Here is a 16,553-nt window from a genome sequence, read left to right as displayed (position 1 = left end):
CAAACGCTTACAAATAGTTACAGTCGAAAGTAAACAGTTAATAACCGACTATATTTTTGCCATCGACTCATCTTTGCAATGTTGAATTTGAAAGACGAATTCATTTTACAAACATTTAAAATAAGTATACGCCATGAATGCAATGAAAAACAGAGTACAACTAATCGGAAATATAGGAAATGATCCTGAAATTAAAACATTAGAAAGTGGTAAAAAACTAGCGCACTTAACAATCGCAACACACGATGTTTACAGAAATGAAAAAGGAGATAAGGTAGAACAAACCGAATGGCATCGTGTAACTGCCTGGGGAAAAGTGGCCGAAATTATCGAAAAGTTTGTCACAAAAGGAAAAGAAGTAGTTATTGACGGGAAATTAACTCATAGAAGTTACGACGACAAAAACGGAGAAAAGAAATATGTAACCGAAGTGGTTGTAAACGAGATTTTATTGCTGTAAATAATCCTTGATTATACACCACGGAAAACAAACAACCCGACAGGTTTCAACTTGTCGGGTTTGATTTTTATAATGAAATACAATTAAAGAATTGAAGCTCCATTGCTGTCAGTGGTCAATACTTCGCTCATATAATCAAAAAACGGTCTCATTTTTTTGAAAGTGTCTAAGGCTTGTTCTAAAAACATTGGGCTCAATACTTCCTCATCGGTAAAACGCTTTATGATTAAGAATTGTTTGTAGCGCAGTAAATCAATAGCTTCATGATCTGCGTCAAAACCTTTTGGAGCTGTTTTCAATTGTTCGCCTTGTAGTGTTCCAAAAGTATCTTTAAAAGATTTTGAGTTCAGGATTTCTCGGAAAGCTTCAGAATTAAATCCAAATTCAGTTCTGATACGTTTTAAATCGGATGCATTTGGGCCCCAAAATCCGCCGGCGAAAAAACTGTTTCCTTTTTCCAAATGAAAATAATAACCACCACGTCTTGCAGCTGTTGCACGCGTATAACTTCCTCCCCAATAATGTTTGAACGGAGTTTTGTCTTTAGAAAAACGAATATCGCGATAAATTCTGTAAACGCTTTTTTTGCCTGAAGTATTTTCCAGCACATCCGTTTTTGAAAGTTCTTTTAATAAAGCATCAGCAAAGTTTTGAATATGTTCTAATTCGATTAAATAGTCAGATTTATGTTCGTCAAACCAAGGTTTGTTATTGTTTTCTTTAAGCTGAACCAGAAAGTCAAGGCTTGATTGAGGTATAGTGATGTGATTTTCCATAGTTAAGTTGAAATCAGAAAATGAAATTTATTGGTATCAAAAATAGTTTAAAACTATATACTTCAATACATTTTGCTTTCAGGCTCTAACAAAGTTTTCTAACCACAAATTACGCAAATTACCACAAATTGACTAGGGTTTGACAAAGATTTGCTAACACAAAAAAGAGTTAAGTAGAATTAATTTGCGAAAATTTACTTCGTCAGTTCGCTATCGCTCGGGTGTGCAATTTGTGGTTTGGAATTAAGTTTACCAATATTTTGGACTTTCAGTCTGTCAAGAAAACGATGAACTTAAAGTACAAAAATACATAAGTGGTTTACTGAACAATAAAAAACCCATCAGAGTTTCCGATGGGTTTTTGTATATGTTGTTAAGCCGTTTTTTTGAATAAATCAAACATAGGACAGCGAGAACAGCGTTTCTTTTCGCTCTTTTTATATTTTTCACAGCAAGAAGATTTACAATTTTCAATCTTCTTAATCTTATCAAGGATTTCAGAATTTTTCTTTTTCTTTTTATCCTTTTTCTTGTCCTTGTCTTTTTCTTTCTTGCCCAATTTTCCTCTGTATTATAAAAACAGAGACAAATATAAAGGAAAAAAGTAATTTTTAAATATTCTAAATAAACTTTAACTTTTTTATTTTGGATTGATTGCAATTGAACTTGTGACTGTTAACTGCTGAATATCACGGTCAAACAAGTAAAGCCCGCCTTTATCTTCACCAATCAAGTTGATTTTGTCCAAAATAGATTTAGCTGTAGCTTCTTCTTCGATTTGTTCAGAAACATACCATTGTAAGAAATTATGTGTTGCATAATCTTTTTCTTCAAAAGTAATGTGTACCAATTCGTTGATTGATTTCGAAACAAAAAGTTCATGATTGTAAAGCTCCTCAAACATTTCTTTAAAAGTAGAATACGTTATTTTAGGGGCTTTTAAATCTGTTACCTGAGCGTGGCCTCCGCGTTCGTTTACATACTTAACCAGTTTCAGCATGTGTGCACGCTCTTCATCAGACTGTGTGTACATAAATTGAGCAATTCCCTCTAATCCTTGTACTTCTGCCCAACAAGCCATAGAAAGATACGTTTGCGAAGATTCTGCTTCTATGCGGATTTGCTTGTTTAAAGCCGATTCAATATTTTTTGATAGCATAATATGATTCTTTTTGGTAAAATTACTAAAAATTATTCATTCCGTTTTTTGGAAACCGCCAAAACATTACACATTTGAATTAATCGTCAATAACCTAATTTGGTTTAATATTTCCAAAAGAGAAAGGTTTTGAAAATATCGATTTATTCATAATAGGATTGCCCATGGCTTCATTGATAAAACCATCTATAAATTTTCGCATCACAAGTTGTTTCAAAGTCGGGTCATAATAGCATAAAACCTGGTAATCATCCAATTTTAAGGCATCGTACCAAATGATGTTTTTATTGAGGCTTAGAAAATAAAACAAATTATCAATTGCCGTTGGTTCAATATGTTTGTCTTTTATAAAATCTAAATTCTCGTTTAGAGCCGAATCAAAATAAACGACTTTGCTCAATATGTAAGGTGTAGGCTCATAAAAATCATCAAAACCAGTAGGGCTGTTATAAAAGTTATAATCGGCATATTCGCCAAGGCCTCCGACAGTAATATAACTGATTTCCTTGTTTTTTAGGACAGAAATTCCGGCATTTAAACCAGATAAATTTTTCAGGAATTTTGCTGTGGTTTTTAATTGCTGAGGTTTGCTGTAGCTGGTTTGAAGAAGAAAAGGCGAGGTCTTAAAAGGGATACTGTCATTTTTTGAGAAAGAAAAACTCTTCAGACTGTTACCTGAATCAAAATCTTTTACATCTAATGAAAGTTCATCTTTATTTGCAGCAACTTGATATAATTTATTGCTATTGTAAAATGAATTCGCCGTTTGAGCTGGATTTTTAGATACTGGCTGATTGAAGAATTTTTCTTTAATCTGTAATGTTTCAATGTTAATATCAAAAACCTGTGTCTTTTTCAAATTATAATCAAATGTCAAAATTATACGATCGCCTGCAATATATATTTTATTGAACGTTGCGGCATTATCGATAGGATTAAAGGTGTATTCTTCCATTTTTTTGACAGAATTGCGCAGCATATAAGTGAAAGTAAAGCTTCTGCCCGAGGCATTTTGAAATAGGAAAGATGTAAAGTTTAACATTTTTATTTCGCAATTTCCATTTTCAAATTTGTAAAGAAGAAGATGCTGTTCTTTGTTTTCTTTTCCCAAAACATAAAAAACATTGTCTTTTTGAAAGGTGGTTATTACATATTCAAGATTTTCAGGAAAATTGAAATACAGCGATTTTGATGTCTGATTAGTAAGATTATACTTGACTAGCTGTACATTGCGAAACGTACTTGAAAACCAGTATAAAATTGGGTTTTTATCTTCACCCAGACTATAGCCTAGCAAAACTCTATTGACTGCGGTTTTTATAGAATCGTTAAACTGACTTTTAAGAAACAGCGACTGATTGTATTTTAGAATACTCAGATCTTTATTGTCTGATGCAAAAACATAAATATCATCACTTTTAGCATCCTTAATGCTTAACACCTGCCCTTTTTGTGTTCGTGCTTCGAAATTTAAGGGTAATGAGTTTAAGATTGTCTGGCCGAACAATAATGGCTTTGAAGCCAATAGAAAGAATAGTAGTAGTTTTTTCATAAGTTTTTACGGTCAAGAACCATTCCAAATTTACTAAATTTTCCAGCGCGTGAGAAGAGGAGTATAGAAAAGCTTTGTAAATAGAATAAAAAAGCCCGAAAGAAATTTTCTTTCGGGCCGAAACTCAATTATTAATAAAATAGAAAAGCTTATCTAACTTTAAAAGTAACTCTTCTAGCTAATCTTCTAGCTTCGTCAGAGTCTTTTTGAATAGTAGTATCTGCACCGCCAGCAACTACATTTAATCTTGAAGAAGCAATTCCTGCTTTTTCGAGAATAGTTTTTACTGAATTTGCTCTTGCATTAGACAGTTTATCATTGTAATCAGAAGTACCCACTTGATCAGCATAACCAATAATATCAATTGATGCTGAAGGATTTTTTCTTAAATAGGTTAAAATCACATCAATTGCAGCAGTAGAATTTTCTATAGGAGTCGATTTGTTGAAATCAAAATAAACGCTGTAATATTTAGCGTTGATCATTTCTTTCATTAAGTCTTTTTCGCTTACTACTGTGCTATTGATTGGTTTTTCTACAATTACTTGTTTCTCTGGAACTTTTTTAATCTGTTCTTCAAGTGAGGCAACCTTGTTTTCTAATGCTGCAACCGCCGCATTGTCAGAAACGACAGTCCAGTCGGCGTGTTTTTCATTTTTTCCTAGATAGATATTTAAACCAACAGTTCCATTAAACAGAAGTCCGCTGAATGCTCTTGAATTTGTTTTGCTGAAACCATCAAAAGTATGATCCTGATAAGCATTTAGTATTGTAGAGATATCAGCTGTTAAGGCAACTCTGTTCGATAATCTAATCTGTCCAGTAAGACCTGCTATGAAGTTGCCAACATAGTCTTTTACTTTTAAGTCTTTATTATCAAGTCTTCCAACCCCAAATCCAGCGTGGGTTAATAAACCAAAAGTATTCGTCCAGGTTTCAAAATTCATGATTCGTCCTAAATTGGCCACTCCCTGAAAATCTGCTCTGTAATATTTAGAGTCAAAATCTTTAGAACTTCCTTCGTTTGTAAGACTGTTGTATCCAAAATCAGCTTTTAGTCCAAATTTATTGTTTAGCATATAGCGCACACCTAAATCTACAGTATAAGGACTTGGCGTTGTAGTGTAATAACCTCCAGTTAGCGGACGCTGTGGCTTGTTTACACCTCCAGCTAATTCGACAGACCATTTATTATAATGATCGGAAGCGTTATTCTCATTTTTTTCTTGTGCATGTAAATTTGTTAAAGCAAGCAACGAAGCCAGAATAACCACATTTTTTTTCATTTTAGTTGAGATTTAAATTTTGCCCAAACTAAGATGTTTTTGCAGGAATATTCTTTCTTTAAAAGTTTTAAGTATAATAGAATAAGGTAAAGAATTTAATTCCAACTTCAATTAAAGCCGTCTGCAAATTTGCGTAGCATATATGTTTTGGTCTTAAGCTTGAATATTTGTCTGCTTTTTAAGTTGCTAAGCATTCATCAATTCCTGAAAATAATCAACAAACTGCCCGAGATGCAAACCGTCCATCAATCCATGATGCACATAAACTGCCATTGAAATAGTTCTTTTTCCGGTTTCTGAAACCATCATTTTGCCAAAAGAAACTTTAGGGCAGCTGTCTGGATATGTAAAACTTCGTGCATGGGTAAGCGATGTAAAATTCAACCACGGAATTGCCGAGAAATGAATCAAATTATCATTATTAAATTCTCTAGTAAAAAGTCCGGTTGTATTTTGAATTCGTTCGATTTCTGCCAATGCATTTTTCTCGAATATTTTATAATTTGAATTGTATTCGATTAATGAAAATCCGAAAGTACCGTCTTCACGGCCAATCGTAGCCGATGCATCCACGCGGTCGTTTATGTAGATTTGACCTTCTGAGATACGATACTTAAAATTTTCAACTGCATTTACTGCGGCCAGCGTTTTATGCAAATAGAAAATGAAAAAAGAAGTATTTATATCTTTGGCTGTCTGGTAAGCTTTCGTGCAATCAATCTCTACGGTAGCACCAAAAAAAGGTTCTTCCATTTGGCTGAAATGAGCAAAATGTTCTTTTCTATTCCAGTTTTCTAAGTCTAAAAGTGTTTTCATTAGAGTAAATTGTGGACTACTTCTGTAATCTTTTCAAATGAGCTGAAATGTTCATGCTCAACTTTATGATTTATTTTTTCGTGTTCCCAAGTCGTATGAAACGGAATATGAACTGCATAACCACCGATTCCTAAAACAGGAAGTACATCTGATTTTAAAGAATTTCCAATCATCAGAAATTCGTTTGGCTGTATTTCCAGACGACCCAATAGTTTTTTATAATCGATTTCTTGTTTGTCTGACATTACTTCGATGTGATGAAAATAATGTCCAAGACCAGAACGGTGCAGTTTGCTGTGCTGATCTTTTAAATCACCTTTTGTTGCTACGACCAATTTGTATTTTCCATGAAGAGATTGTAATGTTTCTTCTATTCCGTCTAGAAGTTCGATTGGTTTTTCCAGAAGTTCTTTTCCATACTGAATGATTTTCTCAATCACTTCGACCGGAATGGTGTTGTTGGAAATATTCATCGCCGCTTCGATCATCGAAAGTATATAACCTTTGATTCCGTAACCGTATAAAGGCAGATTGGCAATTTCAATCTTGAATAATTCTTGTGAAATACCTTGATGCGAAAGATAATCTTCCATCAAAGCGCAGAATTTATGTTCGGTTTCCTGAAAATAAGGTTCGTTTACAAACAAGGTATCATCGGCATCAAATGCGATTACTTTCAGGTTTGGGATTTTGCTTTTATGTAACATAAGTTTTTTGTTTCAAGTGTTTTTTTGTTTCAGGTTTCAGGTTTTTTTGCCACAAATTATGGAGATTAAAATGATTTTTAAAAATCTGCTGAATCTGCGTGAAAATATTTTGCCACGAATTACACGAATTTTTTTGTCACAGATTATTAAGATTTAAAAAAAAATATCTGCTTAATCTGCCAAATCTGCGAGAGACTTTTTTGCCACCAATTTCACGGATTACACAAATTTTTTTGCTACAGATTATTAAGATTAAAATGATTTTTAAAAATCTGCTCAAATCTGCTCAATCTGCGTGAAACCTTTTTAATCTTAATCCTTAAAAAAAAGCCTTTTCAAAGAAATTGTTTTATCGTAAAACGTAATTCTAATTCCGAAAAGCAAAACCATGCCGCCGAAAACCATTTGTAAAGTTATTTTTTCTTTCAAAAATAACCAATAAATAATCGTTTATAATAACAATCAGATTTTGGTTGTCAAGTCTGAATTATATTTTACTTTTCCTAAGTTTATAAAATACAGTTCAATGTATTTGTATGTCAAATGAGAGATTAAGAGTGAAAAAATAACACCTCCAAATAGAACAGATATAGAATATAATGTATCTGAACCGATATCTAATTTTTGTAAAACATTGATTAAAACTATTAGAACAATCATATGTATGCAATAAAGTGAATAGGATATTTTCCCTATAAACTGAATGATTCTGCCTCCAAAAATGGTGTCAAAAAAGATGTTTTTATTTCTTTGAAAGTATAAAGTAATTGCCCAAATCAGTATCAAACAGCTGATCATCCAATTTTTGAAATAATATAGTAAACCTATAATGCCTAAGAATATAAAGATGTTCTTATTGTTTGAAGATTCAAATTTTTTAAAGAGTGGTACCGAAAAATAACCTATTAAAAAAAAGGCAATCATATTTGGCAGAAAAGAAGGTTGAGTTATGTAATTTCTTGAAAACAAGGCAACCAGTACAAACAACGCTATTATTATACCATTTTGAACAACGTTTTTTTTATTTAGGAAATAATATAAAAACGGAATTAAAATATAAAATTGCCATTCTAATGTCAAACTCCATGATTGCCCCATAATTGTATAAGTAAAAGGAAATCTATTTTCGGGGAATATGCCATGTGATAAAGTCAAATGACTAAAAATATTTAATGTTTTATTAGAATTGTAGTAGGTTTCAATTAGTTTGATACGACCATATATCTTAGAACTTTCAAATGGAATCTGCTCTAAAGTATTCAATGAAAATTTTAATAGCAGCAATGAAATAATTAAACAAACTAAATAGATAGGAAATAGTCTTAAAGCTCTTCTTTTTAAAAAGACAAAATAACTTTCGTTTTTTTGAAGAAGTAAATGTGTTACAAAGCCACTAAGAATAATAAAAACAATTACAGGAAGTGAGGCATCTGAAAAAAAGCTTAAGAATTTATTTTGTGTTTTTGTTTGAGGAAGAAAACCAGAAGCATGGTAAAAAAACACCCATAATGCCATATATCCTCTTAAACCTTCCAAATAATTATATCTCATTATTTTATTGATTTTTAGAAAAAAGCCTTTTCAAAGAAATCGTTTTATCGTAAAAAGTAATTCGGATTCCGAAAAGCAATATAATTCCACCGAAAACCATCTGTAAAGTTATTTTTTCTTCCAAAAACAACCAAGCTAAAATAGAAGTAATTACCGCTTGACTTAACAAACTCAAAGAAACTCGAGTCGCACGCATATGTTGTGTTGCATAACTGATTGAAAGCCACGCACACAATTGGCAGATAACTGCTTGAAGCACCAACACAATCCAACCTGTATTAGAAAATCCAGTGAAAGGTTCGTTTAATGAATAACATAAAATACCTAAATAAATACTTGAGGCCATAAGGCTGATGGTCATAAAGGAAAGAACATCAACAACAGAAAGTACATTTTTGCTGACCAAAAGATAAATGGAGTATAAGATTCCTGATAGAACTGCAAACAAAAAAGCTTGATCGAAATTCAAATCAATAAAAAAACCAAAACCGACTAATGTTATCATTCCGAATAAAGCAACGATGGTTCCGATCCAAAAATTAGTTGCAGGTTTGGTTTTCAAAAAGAAAAAAGAACCAACGCCCACCCAAACCGGAGATAAATTGGTCAATAATGAAGCCTGAGTCGCACTTGATTCCTGAATGGCGATATTCCAAACGGCAACATCAGAAGCAAATAAAATACCGCAAAGTGCCGCTAAAAATGTGAATTTTAATGTTGGCAGTTTAAAGTTTTTGGTCAAAAGGACATAAGGCAAAAGTAAAATCACCGCAAAAAACATTCGGTAAAAAGCCGAAATTAAGCCAGGCGTCAAACGCAATTTAACCAATATTGGAAAAATCGAGATGCAGAGTATACCGCAGATTAAGGCTAATCTTGGTTTGGTGAGTTTCATTGGGTGGATTTTATTATTCTATTATTTTTGCATCAATAATTTTATGCGAAAGAATTGAATGTTTAAGCAATTCTTTCATTAAAAGATAAACTTTAGTAGATTTCTCTACAGGAAAATAATCTTTGGGATTTAAATCTGCCTTTTCAGCTCTTTCAATTGCTTTAAAAATATATTCTGGAGTCAAGTAACCTTTTGGATAATTTTTTATTTTTAGTTCAGTATGTTTTAATCCAAGTTCTGTTTTTGATTCTTTGCTAGTTTTACAGACAATATTTTCGTGTTCATCCAAATGGAATAATAACCAAATTTCGAAACAATAATTACTTATAAATAAATCTGCATCAATTAAGCTTTCACAATACTCTTTTAGTTCTGGATATTCTTCTTTTGGATGTTGGTCTACATCAAGTACGAATCTAAATTTATCTTCTGCTGTTGGAGTTACAGGTAAATCTTTAGGAGGGTTTTCAATAAATGATTTTGCTCTCTCTATTAATTTTTTTGGTTGAGAACCAACAACATTAGTGTCTTTTTCAAAAACATGTAAAATACTTGCTTTCTTAGGTTCAAAAAATAGATTGTTAAAAGTTCCGAAATATTTAGGTTCTTTGTCTTCCCCTTCGTAAATTATGAAGAATTTAGTTGCATCTTTAAATGATTCTTTTTTATTGTAATCATCTAATGTATATCTTTTACGCTCCATTTATAAAGGATTTTCTTCTATAATTAATTTCGAAAAATCTCCTAAAAACGGAATTCCTCCGTATCTTCCTTCTAAATAACCTCTTTCTAAAACTTTGTCGCCTCTAGGATTGAAGTTGCTTAATGGATAAAATTCAGTACTTCCATCAGATTTTTTTTCTGTAAACCAAATTTCATCTCTTCGTAATATCTCATCATCCAATAAATGGCTTTCATGAGTTGTGAAAATTAGTTGACTGTTGCTTTTAGATTTTTTGGTAAAAAATCTAAGTATTTCCTTTGCTAATATTGGATGCATGCTTCTTTCTAATTCATCTATTAGATAAACAGAATTATCACATGCATTCATTTCTTCAAAAGCAGGTATTAGCTCAAATAAACGATTAGTCCCATCGGATTCTTCATTAAAATCAAATAAATTATCTGAAAAAAAATGTTTTGTTTTTAGAATAGTTACCAAATATTTCTTTTTGTCTTTTCTAATTGTATGGAAGTTTTTACCGTTGTAGAAAGAAATTTTACTTTTTGGATCCTTTTCTAAAGCACTTTCTAAATCATCTATAAGTTCATTTTTTTCATCTCTGTTTTCATAACTAAAAAAAGAATCAGCGTCGATTTCTTTAATAACGATATTTTCAATTCCAGTATTGGTTTTGCTTAAAATCTCTTCTGCAAATTTTTTGGATTCTAAATCATCTGTTAGAGATTCCATATAATGAGAGCTCCTACTTGTGGGTGTGACAATTTTCATCCACAAGAAAGAGTCGTAAATTTCATCAAAAATATTAGTTCCATCAACCCTAGAATATAGTAAATGTAAAACAGAATAATCCTCCTTTAATTCTTTTTTTAAGAAAGTTTCGATATAATCTAGGTTGACTTTTTTTGTTTTAAAATAATCTCCAAATTTTATTTTATTTTCTTTTCTTTCATATAATAAATGATCTTTTCCCGTTTTTACAGAATCAATTATGTATAACCATTCTTGACTAATTTTACCCTTTTTTATTTCGACACCATAGTCGAAATGTAATTTGTTATAATAACATTCAATTCTAAAAGTTGAAGGTTTTAGTTTATAGGCATTATCTAATCTGAATCTTTTACTCTGAGGGATTAAATGCTCATCCGGTTTAAAAACTACTAACTCTTTTAAAAATTCAATTGCTTTAATTAAATTGCTTTTTCCTGAAGCATTGGCTCCATAAATGGCTGCAGTTTTTAAAACTTCAATGCCAGATTTAGTTTTTTTTATGTGATTTGTGAGTTGCCTTGAACCATTTCCTTTTGCAGGAAGCATATTGAATTCCGTCTCATCTTTAAAAGACATAAAATTACTGACAACAAAACGGATTAGCATGATTTATCGATTTTTTCGTTAAAAACTATATTTTGAAGTAAAATAACGAATATAATTGTGTTTGTAAAAACTATTTTACGATTTTTTCGTAAAAATTAACAGCTATTCAGAAGTGTACAAAACAAAAAGCACGAATCAATTAAAAATTATAATCGGTTCGTGCTTTTTTATTTTTAAAAAGAAGAATTTTTATTCTTTTGTCTCTTCAACTTCAAGGGTTGGGGGAGCTTCTGGCGAAGCTACGTCTTCACCTTTTAAATAACTCGGCAAATTTAATCCGGCCATGTTGAATAAATCATTTAAAGGCGGAACAGTTTTCATCATTCCAGAAACAAAATTGGCCGTTGAACCATTTTCGCCCTGACCATTTCCAGAATCCCAAACTGTGATTTTGTCAATCTTGATATTTTTAACAGCTTCAACCTGAGTTTTAACCAATTCAGGAAGTTTCTCTAATAATAAAAGCTGGAATGCTTTGCTTGGATCTCCGCCTGCAGCAGCCACAACGTCTTTGTAACCTTCTGCTTGTTTCGTTAAGATTTCAAACAAACCTTTTGCTTCTGCTTCCATTTTAGCAAAGATTGCATCAGCTTCTCCTTTTGCATTCTCTCTGATCGTTTCTGCGGCAGCTTGTGCTTCAATGATTGCTCTTTGTTTTGCAATTTCGGCAGGAACTACAATGTTGGCAATTTGTGTAGAACGTTCTCTTTCAGAACGCGCCAACTCGGCTTTTTGCTCTGCAAGATACGATTCTTCCAATGCTTTTGCCTGTTGTACTTTTTCTGCAGCAATAGCGATACGCAAAGATTCCGCTTCTTTTTCTCTACGAATAGCTTCAGAATTGGCGATGGCAATTTTAGCCTCATTTTCTCCTTGAATGGCAATCGCGTTAGCCTCAGAAGTTTTTACCCTTGTATCTCTTGCTGCTTCTGCTTTACCAATAGTTTCGTCTTTAGCCGCTGTTGCAATACTAATTTCACGGTCTTTTTGAGTAATCGCAATTTTTACGTCACGATCTCTGTGTGTTTCTGCGATTTGAGTGTCTTTTTCTCTATCGGCAAGAGCTTTACCAGTTTCTCCGATTTTTTCCTGCTCAGCCACGCTGATTTTAGCTTCGTTAATCGCTTTTGCAGCAGCTTCTTTTCCTAAAGCTTCGATATAACCAGATTCGTCACGAATATCCGTAACGTTTACGTTGATTAATTTTAAACCGATTTTCTTTAATTCACTGTCAACGTTTTTAGAAATATTGTCCAAGAATTTATCACGATCAGAGTTGATTTCTTCAATCGTCATGGTTGCAATAACCAAACGCAACTGACCAAATAAAATATCTTTTGCCAATTCTTGAACTTGTTCTGATGATAAACCTAATAATCTTTCGGCAGCCGTATTCATACTATCTGTTTCCGTAGAAATGGCAATGGTAAATCGACACGGAACATCGACTCTAATGTTCTGACGGCTTAATGCATTTGTCAAATTGGCTTCGATAGAAAGCGGTTTTAAATCCAGAAAAGAGTAATCCTGAATTACCGGCCAGATAAAAGCACCTCCACCATGTACACAACGTGCTGAGGTTCCGCCAGTGCGTCCGTAGATTACTAAAATTTTATCTGAAGGACATCGTTTGTACCTCGAGATTAATGCTGAAATGGTTACGAATAGAACGATTGCTGCAACTGCAATCAAAATAATTGGGTTGATCATTATAATTTATGTTATATGGTTTCTACGATTAAGAGGTTGTTGTTTTCTATTTTGACAACTTTTACGGCACTTCCCGATGGAATTCGGTCATTTTCGGTCATGGCTTCTAGTTCATGAAATGCACCATTTACGCTGATCATGATTTTGCCTTTTCCGCTTTTCTTTTCTGGAATGGTCAAATAAACTTCGGCAGTTTTATCGAGTGTATTGGTTATTTTAAAAGAATTGTCTTCGGCTAATTTTTGCACTTGTTTGATTACGAAGAAAAATAAAAGCAGAAATAAAACGCCAACAACAAACGAAGTAATAATTAGAAATACGGGGTTTTCGCCAAGAGCGGCATAAAAACAAATTCCAGTCCAGCTGAAACCCAGTAAAAAGTTGATTAAGTTTCTTAAAGAAAAAAGCTGAAAATCGCCGCCATCATGTAAGTGAGCATCAAAATCGGTATCAAAGCCGTCTGCAACATCAAGACCTGAAAAAGTAATAACAGTTTGAATAAGAAAAATTAAACTTGTTGGAATCGCAATGTACCAAAAAGATTTAAGCAACGTAGGTAAACTTTCTAATAGCTCCATAATTTTCAGTTTTTCGAATAACTTTTGGTGCTAATATCTCATTTTTTTTTATAAGAAAGCTAATTTTAAAGGAAAATGTACTTTGGAGTATTTCAATAATAAAAAATGCCTGAAAATCAATTTAGGATTTCAGGCATTTTATGTTTCTAAAAAGCTAATAAAATTTGTTAAGGTTTTTTCTGTTTATTTTACTTTCCTATTTTTAATATTCTGACGATTATCCCAAAATGATACAATTTCAATTTGATTTTCTTTTACTTCATAGAAGATTAGATAGACTTTCATCGAAATCACACGAGTGATTTTGTTTGAAGTAAGTCTGCCAATTAATTCTGAATTTGAAAGAGTGTTTAATAAATCTTCAACTTCATCCAGTAGTTTTAAGCTATAAGTTGGACTTTCATTTCTAATGAAATAATATTTGAGAACATTTTCAAGTTGAAGTTTGGCAAAAGAAGACCAGACTATTTCTTTTTTAGCCATTCTCGCATTTCTGAAATTACTTCTTCATTTTTATGAAAATTTCCATTTTCAATCTCCATGCGACTAGTTGCAATTGCTGATTTTTGCTCATTTGATAACTGATAAAGTTCTTGTTCAGATGAATCAAAAATAGTCTGAAGTGCATTCAGGAAATTTAAATCATTAGAATCTTTGATTCTAGATATTAAATTCTTTTTTATTTGTGCAGTCAAGTCCATATTCTTCCTTTATAATACTCAAAATTAAAAATTTATTCTTAGATAGAATAATTGATTCAAATTATTTATCGAAAGGCATTTAAATAAAGAAAGTTATCTGTCAGATGTTTTATAGACAGATAACTTTCCTTTTTATTATTTGAAATAAGCTTTTTTAATTTACCGTAGCACCATTTGGCGCATCAGCATCTGGATTTACGAAAACCAGTTTTCCTTCAGCATTTGTTGTCATCAAAATCATTCCTTGGCTTTCAACACCACGTAAAGCTCTTGGCGCAAGGTTTGCTAATACAGAAACACGTTTTCCGATGATTTCCTCTGGAGAAAAACTTTCAGCAATTCCCGAAACTATCTTACGAACATCAATTCCTGTATCTACTTTAAGCACTAAAAGTTTGTTTGCTTTTGGCATTTTTTCAGCTTCCAAAATAGTTCCGATACGAATATCCATTTTCGCGAAATCCTCAAACTGAATTAAATCTTTTTGTGGTTCTGCTTGTTTGTTTTCGGCAAGATTAGCTGTTTTTGTTGCTTCCAATTTATCTATTTGTTTTTGTATTTCTTCGTCTTCGATTTTAGCGAAAAGCAATTCTGCTTCGCCAATTTTGTGACCAGATGCAATTAATTCTGAATTTTCAGTGACATCAGACCATTTCAGATTTCCTTCGTTTTTAAGTATTCTTGAAAGCTTGCTTGCTGTAAAAGGTAAAAACGGTTCAGCCAAAACGCTCAACGCAGCAGCAATTTGCAACGCCACATACATTTGAGTTTTTACACGCTCCGGATTGTCTTTCATCACTTTCCAAGGCTCTTCGTCTGCCAAATATTTGTTTCCTAAACGAGCCACATTCATCAGCTCGCCTAAAGCTTCACGGAATCTGTAACGCTCCACTGAACTTGAAATAACAGCTGGATACGCTTTTAATTCGTTTAAAGTAGCTTCGTCAATTTCTGTAAATTCATTTGGAGTAGGGATTATACCATCATAATATTTGTTGGTTAAAACTACAACACGATTCACGAAGTTTCCGAAAACGGCAACTAATTCGTTGTTATTTCTAGCTTGGAAATCTTTCCAAGTAAAATCATTATCTTTTGTTTCTGGAGCATTAGCTGTCAATGCATAACGCAAAACATCTTGCTTATCTGCGAATTCCTCTAAATATTCGTGCAACCAAACTGCCCAGTTTTTAGAAGTCGAAAGTTTGTTTCCTTCCAAGTTCAAAAACTCATTTGCCGGAACGTTGTCTGGTAAAATATAACTTCCTTCGGCTTTTAACATCGCTGGGAAAATAATACAGTGAAAAACAATATTGTCTTTCCCGATAAAGTGAACCAGTTTAGTATCCTGATCTTTCCAATATGGTTCCCAGTCTTTTCCTTCGCGGGCTGCCCATTCTTTAGTAGAAGAAATATATCCGATAGGCGCATCAAACCAAACATAAAGTTTTTTTCCTTCGGCACCTTCAACCGGAACATCAATTCCCCAATCCAAGTCACGCGTTACTGCACGAGGTTCTAATCCGGCATCAATCCAAGATTTTACTTGACCGTAAACGTTCGTTTTCCAATCGTTTTTGTGACCTTCTAAAATCCATTCACGTAAAAAAGCATCGTAACGATCCAAAGGTAAAAACCAGTGTTTCGTTGATTTTAAAACCGGAGTTTCGCCTGTAATTGTCGATTTCGGATTGATCAAATCGGTTGCGTTCAAAGTAGATCCGCAATTTTCGCATTGGTCACCATAAGCGCCGTCATTTCCACATTTTGGACAAGTCCCAACCACAAAACGGTCTGCTAAAAACTGATTGGCTTTTGCATCGTACAATTGTTCTGTAACTTCTTCAATAAAATCACCTTTATCATACAAAGTCCTAAAGAATTCAGATGCCGTATCATGATGAATTTTCGCCGAAGTTCTAGAATAATTGTTGAATGAAATTCCGAAATCAGCAAACGATTTACGGATGATTCCGTCATATTTATCAATAACTTCCTGCGGTGTAATTCCTTCTTTTTTGGCTTTCATAGAAATTGCAACGCCGTGTTCATCGCTTCCGCAAATAAATGCAACATCTTTCCCTTGCAATCTTAAATATCTAGAATATATATCTGCAGGCACATAAACTCCCGCCAAATGCCCAATATGAATAGGCCCGTTGGTGTAAGGTAATGCCGCCGTGATTGTATATCTCTTCGGATCTTGTATCATAATTCAATTTTATTGAGTGCAAAAATAAGCAATAGAATTGAGATTTTAATATTACACAGAGATTCGCTGAGTTTTTCGCTGAGAATCG

Annotated in this window: 17 protein-coding genes; 1 reads left to right on the top strand and 16 read right to left on the bottom strand. The window is 32.9% G+C overall.

All coding sequences use genetic code 11. The features are described 5' to 3' along the window. Nucleotides 1-133 precede the first annotated feature (133 nt). On the top strand, nucleotides 134-460 hold the full coding sequence (locus ACFFLS_RS04515; protein ID WP_379684007.1) for a single-stranded DNA-binding protein: 327 nt from the start codon (nucleotides 134-136) through the stop codon (nucleotides 458-460). An 83-nt stretch (nucleotides 461-543) separates the two neighbouring features. Here ACFFLS_RS04515 and ACFFLS_RS04510 read toward each other — a convergent pair whose 3' ends face one another. From ACFFLS_RS04510 to metG, 16 genes are all read right to left on the bottom strand, one after another. Further along, complete coding sequence (locus ACFFLS_RS04510; RefSeq protein ID WP_379684006.1) at nucleotides 544-1,236, bottom strand: DUF2461 domain-containing protein; 693 nt, start codon at nucleotides 1,234-1,236, stop codon at nucleotides 544-546. Nucleotides 1,237-1,609: 373 nt separating this feature from the next. Further along, the gene (locus ACFFLS_RS04505) at nucleotides 1,610-1,795 is read right to left on the bottom strand and encodes a hypothetical protein (protein ID WP_379684005.1); all 186 of its coding nucleotides are present in this window, start codon (nucleotides 1,793-1,795) and stop codon (nucleotides 1,610-1,612) included. An 81-nt stretch (nucleotides 1,796-1,876) separates the two neighbouring features. After that, nucleotides 1,877-2,395, bottom strand: a complete 519-nt coding sequence (locus ACFFLS_RS04500; protein ID WP_179003006.1) for a ferritin — start codon at nucleotides 2,393-2,395, stop codon at nucleotides 1,877-1,879. A gap of 94 nt (nucleotides 2,396-2,489) precedes the next feature. Continuing rightward, complete coding sequence (locus ACFFLS_RS04495) at nucleotides 2,490-3,947, bottom strand: hypothetical protein (RefSeq protein WP_379684004.1); 1,458 nt, start codon at nucleotides 3,945-3,947, stop codon at nucleotides 2,490-2,492. A gap of 149 nt (nucleotides 3,948-4,096) precedes the next feature. Then, nucleotides 4,097-5,233 (bottom strand): OmpA family protein, encoded by a 1,137-nt coding sequence (locus tag ACFFLS_RS04490; RefSeq protein ID WP_379684002.1) that lies wholly within the window; start codon nucleotides 5,231-5,233, stop codon nucleotides 4,097-4,099. 186 nt (nucleotides 5,234-5,419) lie between these two features. Then, the gene (locus ACFFLS_RS04485) at nucleotides 5,420-6,049 is read right to left on the bottom strand and encodes a CatA-like O-acetyltransferase (protein WP_379684001.1); all 630 of its coding nucleotides are present in this window, start codon (nucleotides 6,047-6,049) and stop codon (nucleotides 5,420-5,422) included. Beyond that, on the bottom strand, nucleotides 6,049-6,756 hold the full coding sequence (locus tag ACFFLS_RS04480; protein ID WP_379684000.1) for an HAD family hydrolase: 708 nt from the start codon (nucleotides 6,754-6,756) through the stop codon (nucleotides 6,049-6,051). Before ACFFLS_RS04480 ends, ACFFLS_RS04485 begins: the two co-directional genes overlap by 1 nt. A 462-nt stretch (nucleotides 6,757-7,218) precedes the next feature. Then, nucleotides 7,219-8,307 (bottom strand): acyltransferase family protein, encoded by a 1,089-nt coding sequence (locus ACFFLS_RS04475; protein WP_379683999.1) that lies wholly within the window; start codon nucleotides 8,305-8,307, stop codon nucleotides 7,219-7,221. 4 nt (nucleotides 8,308-8,311) lie between these two features. Continuing rightward, the gene (locus ACFFLS_RS04470) at nucleotides 8,312-9,202 is read right to left on the bottom strand and encodes a DMT family transporter (protein ID WP_379683998.1); all 891 of its coding nucleotides are present in this window, start codon (nucleotides 9,200-9,202) and stop codon (nucleotides 8,312-8,314) included. A gap of 13 nt (nucleotides 9,203-9,215) precedes the next feature. After that, nucleotides 9,216-9,905 carry an RloB family protein gene (locus ACFFLS_RS04465; RefSeq protein WP_379683997.1) on the bottom strand — a complete coding sequence of 230 codons (690 nt, stop codon included), beginning with the start codon at nucleotides 9,903-9,905 and terminating at the stop codon, nucleotides 9,216-9,218. Next, the gene (locus ACFFLS_RS04460) at nucleotides 9,906-11,264 is read right to left on the bottom strand and encodes an AAA family ATPase (protein WP_379683996.1); all 1,359 of its coding nucleotides are present in this window, start codon (nucleotides 11,262-11,264) and stop codon (nucleotides 9,906-9,908) included. Nucleotides 11,265-11,453: 189 nt separating this feature from the next. Continuing rightward, nucleotides 11,454-12,974, bottom strand: a complete 1,521-nt coding sequence (locus tag ACFFLS_RS04455) for a flotillin family protein (RefSeq protein WP_379683995.1) — start codon at nucleotides 12,972-12,974, stop codon at nucleotides 11,454-11,456. 11 nt (nucleotides 12,975-12,985) lie between these two features. Beyond that, nucleotides 12,986-13,552 (bottom strand): NfeD family protein, encoded by a 567-nt coding sequence (locus tag ACFFLS_RS04450; RefSeq protein ID WP_379683994.1) that lies wholly within the window; start codon nucleotides 13,550-13,552, stop codon nucleotides 12,986-12,988. Nucleotides 13,553-13,735: 183 nt separating this feature from the next. Continuing rightward, nucleotides 13,736-14,035, bottom strand: coding sequence for a type II toxin-antitoxin system RelE/ParE family toxin (locus tag ACFFLS_RS04445; RefSeq protein ID WP_379683993.1), 300 nt, complete (start codon nucleotides 14,033-14,035; stop codon nucleotides 13,736-13,738). Then, nucleotides 14,017-14,253 (bottom strand): hypothetical protein, encoded by a 237-nt coding sequence (locus tag ACFFLS_RS04440; protein ID WP_091489723.1) that lies wholly within the window; start codon nucleotides 14,251-14,253, stop codon nucleotides 14,017-14,019. The genes ACFFLS_RS04445 and ACFFLS_RS04440 overlap by 19 nt, the downstream gene beginning before the upstream one ends. Before the next feature lie 154 nt (nucleotides 14,254-14,407). Beyond that, nucleotides 14,408-16,465, bottom strand: coding sequence for a methionine--tRNA ligase (gene metG / locus ACFFLS_RS04435; protein ID WP_379683992.1), 2,058 nt, complete (start codon nucleotides 16,463-16,465; stop codon nucleotides 14,408-14,410). Between the last annotated feature and the right edge of the window lie 88 nt (nucleotides 16,466-16,553).

Source organism: Flavobacterium procerum, assembly GCF_042431625.1.
Taxonomy (GTDB): Bacteria; Bacteroidota; Bacteroidia; order Flavobacteriales; family Flavobacteriaceae; genus Flavobacterium; species Flavobacterium procerum.
The sequence above is the reverse complement of the archived record's forward strand: the minus strand, read 5'-3'. Positions and strand labels throughout refer to the sequence as shown.